Source organism: Limosilactobacillus caecicola, assembly GCF_943192935.1.
Taxonomy (GTDB): domain Bacteria; phylum Bacillota; class Bacilli; order Lactobacillales; family Lactobacillaceae; genus Limosilactobacillus; species Limosilactobacillus caecicola.
In genome coordinates this window covers 53,757-67,616 of sequence record NZ_CALPCI010000007.1, presented here as the reverse complement: position 1 = coordinate 67,616, position 13,860 = coordinate 53,757, and the positions used below count along the sequence as shown (strand labels likewise).

The following is a 13,860-nucleotide window of genomic DNA, read 5'->3' as shown; positions in this document are numbered from 1 at the left end:
CGTGCCCAGATGGATCGGGTCCATATCTTGGACAATCCCGTAGTCACGTTCCGCAATGTACCCAGTACCAAGCTCAACAGTGTTTACATTAGTTGCCGTTTCACCATCACGTTTAACTCGGATTCTCCAGAAACCGCCCCGAGCATCGTCACGAGCCTCCCAGCCTTGAGTAACCACCAAGTCACCCGGTAATGGTTGGACAGCCTCTTTCATGTCCTGCACAGTGGCGTATTGGAAAATCCGGTCATGGAATTGTGCGTCTTTCAATGCTTTCTGGACCTGTTCAGCAATCGTATTCAGCGCTTGGTACTTAACTAACAGGCCATCTTTAGGATCATCAATTGCTGCCAGCGCATCTTTAAGCGATTGCTTACACTTGTCGCGTAGCTCTGAAAGTTCTTGAAGAATTTTGGCCGTAGTATCACTAATCGACTGCTTTTTAGAATCGGTAAGTACCTGAATATCCTGTTCTAGGCCTTCTTCTTTTTCTTTCAGTTTCTGTACCAGCTCAACCATATCCTGCCAATAACCTTTGCTATCTTCACCAATATGCATTAAGGCAACGTCACCAATAACGTACATCTTAACGTTAACAGTGGAGATAACCTGTTGATTATCGCCCTCACCCTTAATAACTTTAAAGTAGAACTGGTCCCAATAGCCGTCCTTCTTGAAAGTGTATCGGTCAAAACACATCGTAAATCGACCCTGTTGAAGGTTATCCTGTTTGGCTACTTTTTGTGGATAGGCATAATGTATATGATCCTGAGCTTTTGGATCAGAACCTCCATACGCAATCTTGCAACCACGCATATCATACGGTAAACCGTCCCATAAAAAGCGTAGCCTAATTGGTTCATCAACATCACCAACATGTCCCTTAAATTGACTAGTAATGTCAACTTCCTCCTGTTGCCATCTAAACAGGTCAAGGTCAATATAAGGGGTATTTAGTACATTATTTGCCACTCTATCACTCCTTTCTAATCGCTTGCGTTATCATCCCTAAATTTGTTAAGCAAGTTCAAATTGCGTTCTAGCTCTTTGAATAATGCATTGTAGTTCTTGGCATCATTGGTCAGCGGAACATCCAGTGCTTTAATGGATAAATGATAAGGGACTGCTTTACCAGTTTCATCATCGTATTCCTGATAACTTGAGTCATTCATCATCTTTTCAACATCAATCAAGAACGAACGAATAACTTTCATCTGATCTTGAATTTTAATTCGTCGCTCCCGACCAAAGTAGTCAGGCAGGGTTAAGTCAATCTTTAATGATAACGAATTATATAATCCAATATCACCATTCATCCAATCCATATAGCCATTAATTGCCTTTTCAAACTCCGTCAGATTGCCTAACCACACTGACTTAAATGTATGAGGTTTTCCATCCCACAATTGCATTGGCATTGCTGATCACTCCTTTACCAGTTCGTGTTTGCTTCCCAAGCCGACCAATTATTATCCATGCCGTTGCGGACATAATTTAATGGCCGAACATTGTCTAATTGTTCCAGAGTCTGCCGAACAAACTTGGAACCGTTATAACTAACTGCTTTCGTTGTTAGTAAACCTAAGTCACCAGCTTTGACCGAACTATGCGATTGTGAACGGTCGATTCCTAACACATTCAGTGATTTCAGCTCATAAGAAAAACCATCCGGATACTCAGACGGCTGTTTATTGATATTAATTGAACTGGCATCAATCGTAGCCTTTGCAGCATTGGCAACCTCCGCAGCTTGATCAGCGGTTTGTTGCGCCTTAGCAACTTTGGCCTTAACCTGCTCCAAATCCGCTTGGTTCGCCTTGCTGGTTAAGGTTGTTTGGTTGGCTTCTGCTGTTGACTGTGCCTTTTCAGCATTACTTAATGCACTATCAGCAGTTGTCTTTACTGCGTTCAGCTCAGAATCAAAGTCTGGTTTACCAGTAATCTGATCCCAACTCATCGTGGCTGGAATATTCAACTTAGCTAACCGTTGATCTAACTCTACTTTAGTCACTAAGGTTGGTTTACCCTGAATGTCATCCCATACCAGTGACATCGTAGATTTAATCTTATCAACCAGTAATGGCCATAGCATATCTATATCTCGTTGCCGAAAAACTCGACCATTAATTGTGTTAGTAACAAAAAAATGTTCACCATTATCAGGTGAGTAGCCTAATCCAACAATGCCTAGCTCTGAATCGGTTCCTCGGTCTAGGATAATCATTCTTCTTACATCATCATTGCTTGAAGTATTCGTCAAGACGTTGAACCTCCTCTCCTGTCATTGTTGGAATCGTGTAACTGATATTATTAGTTTTCTCGTTTGACTGCTTCAACGCTTCGATTTGTTTTCTCACATCATTAGCTTGATTCTGTCGCGAATCATATAAAGCACTATCGAAGATTTTATTGCCAAACGTAATCGAATCCCCATTCGATGGGTCCGCATTATCCAGATATTTCGTATAACTCTGAATTCGCACATTAACATCAGTTCCCATTCGATCACGTAGCCAACCGTTATCGCCAACTTTTATTTCATTTGTCAGGTCCCCAACATTTTTCTTAAAACTAATCCAATCAACAGTGTACTGGACATCAGGATAATCATGAAGCTGCGCCTTCATTGCTTCCTTTAGGGCATTCTCATCGGTAATAGTGTCACTACTAAAAGCATCTGCCCAAATTTTACCAATTCCCGGTTTATCAGCCCAAGGACTTAGATAATCAGCTTCGCAAGTATATTGTTCTGGTTGATCAGCCACACCACTATCATCAGAACCACCTCCACTAGCATGAGCTGATAATGCAGGTACGCGTACTCCAAACGATGGGGGCCAGTTATTAATAGGACGATACACCGTTCCATCGTTATCGTTATCAGCACCAATTCGATATCCATTACCAACGGCAATGGAAACGTGCCATGAGCCACCATGTGGCCCCCAAAAGAGTAAATCTCCTGGTTGGTAAGGAGGTCCAACAGTTTGACCCATACTTTCTAAAGCTACTGTGTTTGGACGTGCATTTGGCCATGGAATCCCATATTGCTCTAACAGCCAATCAATCATTCCAGAACAGTCCCAACCACTTGGAGTAATACCACCCCAATGATAGGGAGCTTTCCCAACATACGGTTTCAGCAGGGCTTCAATATCTCCACCGCCACCGCTGCTAGTGTTGTCCTGTTCAATCGGTTTCCCGGTGCCATGAATTGCGGTTCTAAAATCAGAGTAATCTTCATTCCATGCAATATGAGAAGTATTGACACGATCCACAAATACGAAGGAATCATCTTTACCGATTTTCTTAGCAATATGAAGCGTGTAGTTATCAAACCACCATTCGCAGGCAAATGCTTCCACAATTGATGACAAAATGTCGTCAGCATGACTGCCCCCAATTGTATCGTCTCCAAAATCATAATCACCAATCTGACCATCAACTTGATATTGAAAAGGCGTGTCCTTGGTAATGAAATCAAGGCACGCCTGAATTGACTGGGAACCAGTCATTGTATCTTTGATGTAGTAGTCATTTAAATCATGACCTACTTGGGTTGCTGTAATTGCATATTGGCGAAAACGACTATTAGGTGTTGGGTTTGAAGTCGTTAAGCGGAACATCTGCCCGTTTTCTAACGTAAATAGCGTTCGCGGACCTAATAGGTTTTCGGCAACTTGATTGTCACCAAGTGCATTAAAGTTAAAAGCCACTGTGGAAAAACTATTTAAAGTTTCTGTCAATGCTACTCCATAGGCGGTAATAGCCGTTTCGTCATTGTTATAATTCTTCATAGCAATTTTGTAGAACTCTGACAAAAAATTACCCCCTAGAAATAAAAACGAGTATCAAATTTCAATTCAAAATTAGCAGCACCATCAATGTGTAACTTATTTTCGCCTATTGCAAAGTCAAGATAACCATGATCACAATCTTTATAAGATACCGTCCCATTAAAGCTCGGAATTAAGCCGTTAATCACAACCGTGTCATCCCTAGAGACGGCGCGCATAATCTTCATCGACTTCTTCACAGTCTGGTTAGTAATGGTAAATCCATTTGGTGCATCGCCCTTAAACGTAATTTGTACCGGACGTTCATCTGCATTTAGCGGAATGATTCCTAAATTCCAGAAACTAAAATCTTTCGTAGTATAGGTGTACTTCAATTCTTCATCCGGGATTCCTTCACCGAACCCCCACTGGCCATTGTTGAAATCAATCGGTTTCTGGGTAGTTGCTACCGTTTCCGCGTAGCCACTTGGTACGTCCAGATTAATAGCGACATCGGTTGCTCGCCAAAAGTTACCGTTCTGCGTTGGTGTTACCGCTTCGGCACGGCACTTCCAACGTAGGTAAGGAATAATGCTGTTCCAAACATAGAAGTCCTCATCGCTCCGGAAAATTCGCCGTAGCTTATAGACTTGCAGATTATAGTCCATCAGGTCCTTGGCCGTAATGTCAAGCGTTAAGGGAATGGTTAGTTGCTGCTCTTGAACATCCGTTAGCAGCGCTCCGTATTTGCCAATTTGTTGATACGACAAGTTGTAGTTGTTCATTGGAATATCAAACTTCTTAACATGGAATCCTAACTTATCCAGATCATAGGTAGTTCCATCGAGACGTTTAACAATAATTGTCGACATTAGAAACCACCTCCTACTGGCAATGCACGACCAACGGGGATTGCTCCACCATTTCCATGAATAATCCGTTCTTGTGCCATATTCGACTTAATATGTGGATATAGAACACGACCAATCATTGTCCCGTCCATTTCCATCGTCAAGTTCAAGTTAGTTTCACCACTAGTTGTATTAACCATTGATGAGTTGCTGATAATCTTGTTTTGGCTTGGATTAGCAAATACCGGCATTAAACCATTCATTCCCTGCTTAGCTGAATTGATAATCCGTTGTAAATTACCTGCTAAACCGTTGGGATTAATATTAGCCCGTGCCTCAATTGCTTCTGCAATATGTTGCTCAGCAGTTGCTCGCCGTGGGTTAATAGCTAATTCTGGTTCACCTGGTACTTCGCCAAAGATACCTGGCTTGTCAGCCCAGCCACCATTAGCAAAACGACGGCCACCTGTTGGACCCCATCCACCAAGGGTTAAATCAGACCGCCAGGTTGAGTCATTAAACATCGCCAACAATTGGTCATATGGATTCATGATGTTAGTATGTCCAGGCATTGCATAGTGTTGAAAAGTACTATCAATAAATTGAAGAATACCTTTAGATGGGTGTCCAGCTTTAGCATTACTATCCCAGTTATTGACAGCATTGGATTTTCCGCCAGATTCATGCTGAATAACTGACATAATATGTGCAATGTCACCAGCTGACACATCAACTTTCATCTTATGTGCAGCCCTCCGAATCAAAGCAGCACTAATCGGCCCGCTACCACCAATTTCGTCTAACTTTTCTTCTTGCTTTTTAAGCAGGTCTTTAAACCATTGCTCTGCATAATGTGGAATTTTGTTACGAGCACCATCTTCAGCAATATCATGCCAAATTACTTTAGCGTTATCCGTACCCTTGGTATAGATCTTAACCAACGTACCTAATGGGTCTTTCATAGCGTCTTCAATTGCGTCTAGCTTATCGTCAATCATATCCTCAAGATTACCGATCTTTGAACTAGCGTAATTGAGCGCTTTGCCGAACCAATCACCAAAACCGCCTTCGTATCGAGGAATGCCTAACAATTTAGCAGTTTGCTTAGCTGGCATGACAGCATCACCCGGTTGTAGATGAGTAATAACATTCCGACCTTCTGGCACTTCAATTTGACCGGTATTACGGAAAATAGCTTCACGGTAAAGCGGGCCTTCTTGATCGTTGACCATTGCCAGCATATTTTCACCTTGTCGACCACCAGTACCACCAGCAAGTTTCTTCATGTGGGGAACTTTAACTTTTGCCCCAAAGAATCCAGCAACCTTTTCTAGTCCATCAGCACCAGTATTCCAGAAACCGCCAATGGCATTAATACCGTCAGTAACAATGCCTTTAATAGTATTCCAAACACCTTTGACTTTATCCGCAATGGCATCCCAGATACCGTCCCAAATTTTCTTAATGCCATTCATCGCATCATCAATGGCATCTTTCATATCATCAAACTTGTCTTTCACAAACTTCCATATACTACCAAGCGTTTTACTGATTGTTCGTTCAATTCCATCCCAAACTTTAGAAGTAAGTCGCGAAACAGTATTCCACACTCGACTGATAGTTTTAGCGATAGAATTGAAAATTCGAGAAATCGGTTTAGCCATTCGCTGAACTGCCTTTGTCACAAGTCGTGTCAGTGTATTCCACACTTTAGAGGTAGTTCTACTAATGGTTTTCCAAGCAGATTGGATTAATTTACCAGTTACTTTCAGGGATCGTTGAATTGGCTTTTTAATCGCATCGAAGGCTTTCGTTACAATTCTGGTCAAGCCTTTCCATGCTTTGGAAGTTACTTTAGTAATCGACTTCCACGAGCGACTGATCAATTTAGAGACGGTTTTAAGCACGTTGCCAATTGGTTTGGAAATTTTCTGCCAGGTCTTAATAATTCCAGCCGTCAGTAAAACAAATGGTGTTAGTACAACTACACCAATCCCTTTTACAAGAGTTCCTAATGTTTTCTTCAAAGAATTAAAGACTTTCACAATTGGTTTAGTAATCTTGGACCAAACTTTAGCAATTGGCTTAGTAATTCGACTAAAGCCTTTACTAATAGAACTACCAATATCACTAATCTTTGTAGAAATTGTCTTTTTTAGATTAGACAGTGCTTTTGCAGCCTGTGACTTCCATTTATTGAAGTTCTTACCAACAGCACCACCGCCTTTAGCACCAAACATACCACCAACAGTGGAACCAATTAAGCTACCAACTCCAGCACCAACCGCAGTTCCGGCACCCGGTACGATGGAACCAATTGCCCCACCAATCCAAGCTCCTGCGACACCACCGGCAGCAGTACCTCCAGTAGCGCCTACAGCCCGACCAATCTTTTCATTACGGTTTCGCTTATTGATGCCAATTAATTCCGTTCCACCGGCAATTAGTGACCCAACTACTGGGATTCGGGAAGCTGTTCGACGAATGATTCCTCGTTCTGCGGTTCTAAGGGCAGCTTTACCAGCGGAATTTTCCATTACGGAAGCTGGGCCAGCCACTGCTTGGCGGGCTTTTGTAATACCGAATAGATGATCAAATCCACGTCCAACAAATCGACCAGTTTTAGTCGCTTTTGTCGCTTCTAGGCCACCAGATCCAATCTCCTCAGCACTAGTTGCCAAAGATTCACCTCGTGCACCGGCACCAATGCCTTTCATCACTCCGCCAATACCACGAAGTCCAGCGATTGTCTTTAAAATACCGTAAAAGGCAACTAAGGCATCAACAGTATCGTAGATCTTCTTAGCAATGAAAATGGCAAGAAAAACTTCTGTAAAAGCTTTGATCGCTCCTTTATGTTCCAGAATAGCTTTTAATATACTATCGAAATCTTCGAGCGCTCCATGTGCACCTTTGCTCTTGTCGCTAGTTAAACCAAACGCTGACGCAATAGTATGAAGAATGCCGGCAAACGTGTCCCAAACAGTTTTTCCGATAATACCGATAATCTGCCCTAAGTTACCAAGAACATCCACAATGGTATCTTTATGCTTACCCACGTAATCAAGAACAGCCATGACTCCTTCGAGAATTTTCCCAAGTGCCTGACTTAAAAGACCAGCATATTTTTCAATCATCTTATCAGAAAGAATATCGCGTAAATCTTCGGATAGTTTTTTACTACCCTTGAATCCTTGCTGTGTGACTTCTCCCCAAAGCACTTGCCAACGCGACTTAATATACATTGACATACCAGTGAAAGAAGTCATCGCTTCTTCCGTTGAGTTTTTATACTTCTTTCCAAGATAATCAAGTGCTTCTTCAAACTCTTTGGCAGTTAATTTACCTTGAGATGACATTTCATATAGTTGCGACATAGATTTACCAGTTGCTTTTTGTAAAGCTTCTCCAAACATCGGGAACCGGTTAATCATAACTGACATATCTTCCGCATTGGCTTTACCACCGGCAACAATTTTAGCGAACTGCTCACCAGATTCTGCTAACTCTTCGTTACTCATATGTAAGGTAGAGCCTAAGCGAACAAAGTCATTGGTCCAATCTTTCGTCTCTTTCACACTAGAATGAACGTGATAGAAAGACTGCGCCATCTTATCAATGGTATCTGACGCATAGATGGAATGTTGAGAAATATCATTAATATAACTAATGAGTTCTTTTCCATCTTTAGGTGCTTCTGTCGTTAAAGCTTCCCAGACCGTCTTCATCCGGTCTTGTTGAATGTTGTATTCCATCCCAGCTTTAGCAGCACCAATTAACCCATTTTTAACTGCGTTAATACCACTAACAGCAAGGCCGCCAACGAAAGTCCCAGCAATAATATCGTGTAATCGACTAAAAGAATTGCCGGTACTTTTTGCTTCTTCCCGAACCTGTCGTAACGGAGTAGAAGCTTTGTCATTAAGTTTAACTTGGGTCGTGACTTTTGCAGGAATTTTACGAAGCAGTTCCTCGTAATTAACCACTTCACCTTTTTTGACTTGAGCTATTAACTCAGTTAAATAACGTTTAGGAATATGACGGAGTAATTTACCGAAGTTAGTAATACCCTGTTCACGGGCTTCAGCAATTAACTTGGTTTTAACATCTTTAGGGATTTTAACGTAAAGAGAACCGATTCGTTTAACTTTTTCGGCAGCTTCATCAGTATCCGCACCGATCTTAGTTTTAATCGGCTTCTTTAATTCTTCGTCCATCTTTTTATGGGCGTTCTCTGCGTCTTTGACGGCTTTATTGGTATTTTCCTTAATGTTCTTTTCAGCTTGATCACCAGCGCCTTGACCTAAGTTTTTCAACAAGCCATCGACTTCTTTAGCGTTAGACTTAGCCTGATCACTATTAAGAACAACGTCAATGTTAACTGTGCCGTCTGCCACGTCAATTCCCCCTTTCCGTTATCACTGTGCCCAATTTTTGAGAATCTCACCAAAATTAGCGAACTGTTTTTCTTTGGCAGCCTGCGACTTATTTACGTCCAATTCATAAAACTGTTGAGCTTGAATTACCTTAGAAAGTTGTTCACCCTCCAGATCTTTAGTGTCTTTAGTACGAATATCAATAATCCGTTGAAAATAAGTCTGCGGTCCCAATCCCTGAAACAGTGCTTTAAACTCATCCCAGTGAAGTTTCCCTTGTTCTTGAATTAAATTCATGCCGTACTGATCATAAAAGCTAGCAAATATTGCTTCAGCGTCTTGTTGAAATGAGTACAACTGACGTGAATCACGGGCAACAGCTTGATTACTATCGCCATCTTCCTCATCATTGCCGTAAGGCTTCATCGAAATATATTTAGAAATTTGTTCAAAAGCTTTCACTGCAAAGTCTGCATCCTTAACCGGTTGATTAAAGAACATTTCAAATGCGGTAGCGACTTTCTCAGCATCTTCCAGTCGATCATCGTCAAGCATTTCATAAAACCGTAGTACAGTATCAAATGCCAAATCAATGTGATAAATCTTATCAGCGTACTCAAACTCGTTTCCAAGCGATTCACTCAGTGACAGCATTGTTAGCCACGCTTCTTGCTATTCTTGGTGTAATGATCACGTACCGCTTTCTTCTTGCGTTCAAAGTTAGCTTCTTGATCACCGTTAATTTTATCGTTTAACTTGATCAATTCTTCGGCTACTCGACTAAGCATGTATGTTGATTCACCATAATACTTGTAGAGACGTTTGCCTTCGCCTTTACCGAGAATCGTATCCAATGATTCTTCAAGATTTATTAAAGCTTTGTCTAATGAACTATGCAGAAATTCTTGTCGTTGAGTGACATTCATCTTGTCAACAAAGTCGTCTTTGCGCTTTTCCAATTGATCAAGCAAACTAACTTCTGCAATTTGTAAGTCAGCAATCTTTTGGTACATTTCATCGTTAAATACAAGGTTATACTTCTTTTCTCCAGCGACCACTTCCCGATTTAACTGTACGTTACCGAATTTTTTATCAAGATTTAAATTGATCACAGTCATTTATAATTCCTCCAATCGTCTCACGTTTCTCGTCTCTGTTTTTAGTGTTAATTAGTTGCTAGTGGCTGGTACAAACTTAGGTTTGCCGTTGAAGACACATACAACACTAAACGTTTGCTTAGCCCCTGGTTGACCACCGGCGGGTACGATATTAGTAAGGGTAACAACACCATAGACCTGGGAACCATCAGCAAAGGTAACCCGAAGCAAAGTCTTTAGCTTGTCACCAATTTCCAACATCTTAGAAGCAATGTAGTCCTGGGCAGCGTCCCCATATACCCGGTGACCAGCAATAGTAAACTGATACCGCTTCGACGTAACGTCGGAAGTTCCGAACCCTTCGCCGTCGTAGTATTCATCATTGGCCGTCGTATCGTTTTCGGCGGGGGTCAAGTTGTTAATCCCTGCTGCTAACCGGGCCCACTTAGCAGTGGCAGCCTGCGTAATATCTGTTTCATCGTCAGTGGCAATTTCAATCTTGTTTTGCCAGTTAAGTAGGAACTTGCCAATCTTAGTTGGTGCTTCCTGTGGAGTTAAGCCACCCGCACCAGTTGTTACAGCATTTTCATCAGCCATTCAAATCATCCTTCTTTCGTAAAAGTATCGACTGTTACTTTGAAATCAAATACATATGTGACATCGCCCGTTGTATCCGCCATGATCGGATGAGGAAACGAGGCGACGTCTAACCCACTGTAAACAAAAGAGCCGTCATGGCTGACGACTCTAAAATCATTATCACAGAGATAATCTGCCACTTTCGCTAACACCTGATTGATTTCCAGCTCATTAGCACCACGCATAATTACTTCCATGATGTACTCTTCTGTTTTATTTCCTGCGTAATCACGGTCAATTACGTTTGAACCCGGCAGGACTTGCAGACGCAGGTCTGGAGCATGTTTGCCATCCAAATAACCAAGGCGGCAAGTAACTGGTAGCTTCAACGTATTGATTGCGTCTTTCATTCGTTCTTTTAAGTCCATTACTTGCCCTCCAATAAGCTCTTTTTGACTTTATTAGCCCACTCATCACCGTACAGCGACTTTGCTCGCAAATCCCACCGCCGTGAAGCCTGTGGGTGTTCAGAAACCGTGTAATTGCGGACCCTTGATTGCTGACCGGTTTTGTAATTCGCAATAAAGCCATAGAACTGGGCCCTAGCATAAGGTGTGTCATAAACAATATTATGCTTGGCGTCTAGGTGTCCAGATGCAGCCAAGTGGCCCTGACGATAAGGAACAAACTGGTCCATATCAGCGAGGGCCTGGTTCGCTAGAACATACCGTGCACGGTCCAATGATTGCGAGCTCAGAAGTCCTCCAAAATCGCCAGTAACATTAACTTTAACCCCCATCACAGCACCTCCAGTTCGTATGAATAAACCTGATTGCTGAACGGCTCTCGATTATCCACGATGTTGGTAACCGTGTAATCCCGCCCTTCAAAGACTATGTGGTAACCCACCCAATCAGGGGTAATCTTTGGCAACAGCGTCGTAACACCTGCAAACAAGTACACAATTGCATTAGCTGTGATTGTCCGATTGTCATTTGACCCCGAATAAATCGTCTGCGGTTGAACAAGACAATGATCAACCGCCATGTCGGTTGTTGCTTGTTGTCCGTAATCATCTTCCTCGCCACTTGGAACTTTCATGACAATCTTCTGATTACACAGCTTCTTAGGAATGCGTGGCAGCATACCAATCACTCCCTCGTCCTCGATACAGTAAACCATAATGAGCCAGGAGCCGATATGCCTCTTTGCATACCCCGTTGACCACGCTATCTTGTGCCGCATGACTAGCGGGTTGCAATGACAATCGGCCGACGGAAATTGAGTTGAAATCATCGCCGTTTTCATACGAGGAACTAATTCCAGTAGTGTGGATAAAGTCAATCTGCTCACAAATAGCCATTTTATAGGCATCAACCCGCTGGGCATTTTTATCCTGGCGAATATCCCGGTCGTTGTAGTAGTAATCAGTCACGCTGTCTACTGCTCGCTGAGCCTGACGTTCAATCGTATTAAAGCCGGTTGCATCTTTGAATTCAGCATAACCAAAATCAGTGTACTCACTAAAGGTTAAGTGTGTCGGATATGTCATCGCTATTCACCACCGTTCACCGCATTTAGCAAATCAGCTTTGCTCATAGTCGATGTGTAAGCAATCCCATGCTTATCCATGTAAGCCTTAATCTGGTCTACCGTCTGAGCATCAGTTGGTTTAGTTGTGCCGTTAGGGTCAAACACCCCGCTCGGTTTAACCTGCGGGGCTATGCTTTTGGGGACGCGGCTACATAGATGGACTTCTTGGCATTGTCAAATACCAGGATGTCGTAGTAGGACAGTCCCTTAATAGTTGTTCGGTAACCAGAACGATCAGTCGAAGCGTCAAGAACGTCCACCGTGTCGTACTTTACAATCGGTGCGACGGCATACAGTGGTACTGCCATAAAGTTGACATCGTCTGCAATGGTCAAACCTTGTAGGCGCTTCTTAGGTACCGTCAGAATCGGTACACCACCATCAAGTTGACCAACGCGCCGATCAATGCCGTTAATTTGTTGCGTGTTGGTAGAGAAGTTCTTCGTTACCCCATCGGCATTCTTCAAAGCACGATAGAAGTTGGACGAAGCAAAGATTACGTAACCGCCCGGAATTTCGTTATCAGTCATGTATTGTTCCAAGTCATCGTAAGCCGACAGTGCATTCTTACTGTCAATGGTATCGGTGACTAACTTCCCACCATTCTTGGCTGTGTCATACAGCTTTTGGGCGGCAAACTTGTCACGATGTGGAACGGTAATCAACCGTTGGTGTTCACGAACCACGTTTGCGACCTGGTAAGCACCGTTCTCATCCATGTCCAGCTGGTCAAGGTCGTACCCAATCCAGTCTTCCTGTTGAAGTTCAAACGATTCCTTTTCTACGTTAACGTTGTGCCGGGTATTATCACCATTTCGGTGGTAAGTTTCAGCTTCCACGAAGCCGGACATCTTGTTGACCCGGACAGTGTGAACCCCCGTAAAATCCGCAGCCGTAATTGACTTAGCACCACCAGTTAATGGTTGCCAAATCTTAGAATCAGCGGCGAATTCTTCGTCAATCGTATTCAAGTCCTTTTGATCTAAAGCAATTGTCATTTGTTATTCCTTCTTTCTTTTATTCTCTCGACTTTGCAAAACGTGCGGCAATATGGGAAGCAACGTCGTCCTTACCAGTCTCAGTGTTGTCATCATTACTGAACTGACCACCAATATTAATGCGGTTCTGAGACTCATTGGTATCAAACAGGTAGCCATCAGACTTCTTAACAGCGTCGAGCTGATCGGATAAACCATCGAGCGTCCCATCTTTCTTCACGCTTACCTTATCAGTGTCAATTAAGGAAATGACAGCTTTAACGTTCTTCGCCTTAGCGTCCCGCAAAGCACCTTCAATCTTGAAGCTCTTTTCCTTAGCTGCAAGGTCATTTTGGTACTTTATGGCAGCAGCTCTGTTGTCATCTTGTAACTGCTTGATCTTGGATTCCAGCTCTTCGTTCTTGCCTGCACTCTTACGCAGATCATCAAGCTGCCCATCACGGTCAGTAACCTGTTGTTTCAGGCTGTCACGTTCACTGGTTAAGCTATCCACCTGTTCTTTCAGCGGATTAACTTCTTTACCATAAGCGGTCATTACAGAAGCAATCTGGTCATCGTTTAAGCCCATTTCCTTTAAATCTTCACGTTTCATT

Annotated in this window: 16 protein-coding genes; all 16 read right to left on the bottom strand. The window is 42.7% G+C overall.

The features are described 5' to 3' along the window. The coding region (locus NFR43_RS08460; protein WP_251548352.1) for a hypothetical protein at positions 1–969 on the bottom strand (969 nt) is incomplete at its 3' end. Positions 970–983: 14 nt separating this feature from the next. Then, complete coding sequence (locus NFR43_RS08455) at positions 984–1,415, bottom strand: hypothetical protein (RefSeq protein WP_251548350.1); 432 nt, start codon at positions 1,413–1,415, stop codon at positions 984–986. Positions 1,416–1,429: 14 nt separating this feature from the next. Continuing rightward, positions 1,430–2,257: a hypothetical protein gene (locus NFR43_RS08450; RefSeq protein WP_251548348.1), complete on the bottom strand. Its 828-nt coding sequence runs from the start codon at positions 2,255–2,257 to the stop codon at positions 1,430–1,432. Beyond that, positions 2,235–3,818: a phage tail protein gene (locus NFR43_RS08445; RefSeq protein WP_251548347.1), complete on the bottom strand. Its 1,584-nt coding sequence runs from the start codon at positions 3,816–3,818 to the stop codon at positions 2,235–2,237. Before NFR43_RS08445 ends, NFR43_RS08450 begins: the two co-directional genes overlap by 23 nt. Positions 3,819–3,829: 11 nt before the next feature. Then, positions 3,830–4,645 carry a phage tail domain-containing protein gene (locus tag NFR43_RS08440; RefSeq protein ID WP_251548345.1) on the bottom strand — a complete coding sequence of 272 codons (816 nt, stop codon included), beginning with the start codon at positions 4,643–4,645 and terminating at the stop codon, positions 3,830–3,832. Further along, positions 4,645–9,021 (bottom strand): tape measure protein, encoded by a 4,377-nt coding sequence (locus NFR43_RS08435; protein ID WP_251548343.1) that lies wholly within the window; start codon positions 9,019–9,021, stop codon positions 4,645–4,647. The genes NFR43_RS08440 and NFR43_RS08435 overlap by 1 nt, the downstream gene beginning before the upstream one ends. Positions 9,022–9,042: 21 nt before the next feature. Next, on the bottom strand, positions 9,043–9,654 hold the full coding sequence (locus tag NFR43_RS08430) for a Gp15 family bacteriophage protein (RefSeq protein ID WP_251548341.1): 612 nt from the start codon (positions 9,652–9,654) through the stop codon (positions 9,043–9,045). A 2-nt stretch (positions 9,655–9,656) separates the two neighbouring features. Then, positions 9,657–10,118 (bottom strand): hypothetical protein, encoded by a 462-nt coding sequence (locus tag NFR43_RS08425; RefSeq protein WP_251548339.1) that lies wholly within the window; start codon positions 10,116–10,118, stop codon positions 9,657–9,659. Between the two features lie 51 nt (positions 10,119–10,169). Then, the gene (locus NFR43_RS08420) at positions 10,170–10,694 is read right to left on the bottom strand and encodes a phage tail tube protein (protein WP_251548337.1); all 525 of its coding nucleotides are present in this window, start codon (positions 10,692–10,694) and stop codon (positions 10,170–10,172) included. Positions 10,695–10,699: 5 nt separating this feature from the next. Further along, the gene (locus tag NFR43_RS08415) at positions 10,700–11,104 is read right to left on the bottom strand and encodes a hypothetical protein (protein WP_251548335.1); all 405 of its coding nucleotides are present in this window, start codon (positions 11,102–11,104) and stop codon (positions 10,700–10,702) included. Beyond that, positions 11,104–11,475: a minor capsid protein gene (locus NFR43_RS08410; protein ID WP_251548333.1), complete on the bottom strand. Its 372-nt coding sequence runs from the start codon at positions 11,473–11,475 to the stop codon at positions 11,104–11,106. The genes NFR43_RS08415 and NFR43_RS08410 overlap by 1 nt, the downstream gene beginning before the upstream one ends. Beyond that, positions 11,475–11,822, bottom strand: coding sequence for a putative minor capsid protein (locus NFR43_RS08405; protein WP_251548331.1), 348 nt, complete (start codon positions 11,820–11,822; stop codon positions 11,475–11,477). Before NFR43_RS08405 ends, NFR43_RS08410 begins: the two co-directional genes overlap by 1 nt. Next, on the bottom strand, positions 11,803–12,228 hold the full coding sequence (locus NFR43_RS08400; protein ID WP_251548329.1) for a head-tail connector protein: 426 nt from the start codon (positions 12,226–12,228) through the stop codon (positions 11,803–11,805). The genes NFR43_RS08405 and NFR43_RS08400 overlap by 20 nt, the downstream gene beginning before the upstream one ends. Positions 12,229–12,230: 2 nt before the next feature. After that, a complete protein-coding gene (locus tag NFR43_RS08395) occupies positions 12,231–12,374 on the bottom strand; it encodes a hypothetical protein (protein WP_251548327.1) in 144 nt (47 codons plus the stop codon). A 23-nt stretch (positions 12,375–12,397) separates the two neighbouring features. After that, on the bottom strand, positions 12,398–13,267 hold the full coding sequence (locus NFR43_RS08390) for a capsid protein (protein WP_251548325.1): 870 nt from the start codon (positions 13,265–13,267) through the stop codon (positions 12,398–12,400). A gap of 19 nt (positions 13,268–13,286) precedes the next feature. Continuing rightward, complete coding sequence (locus tag NFR43_RS08385) at positions 13,287–13,859, bottom strand: phage scaffolding protein (RefSeq protein WP_251548323.1); 573 nt, start codon at positions 13,857–13,859, stop codon at positions 13,287–13,289. Between the last annotated feature and the right edge of the window lies 1 nt (position 13,860).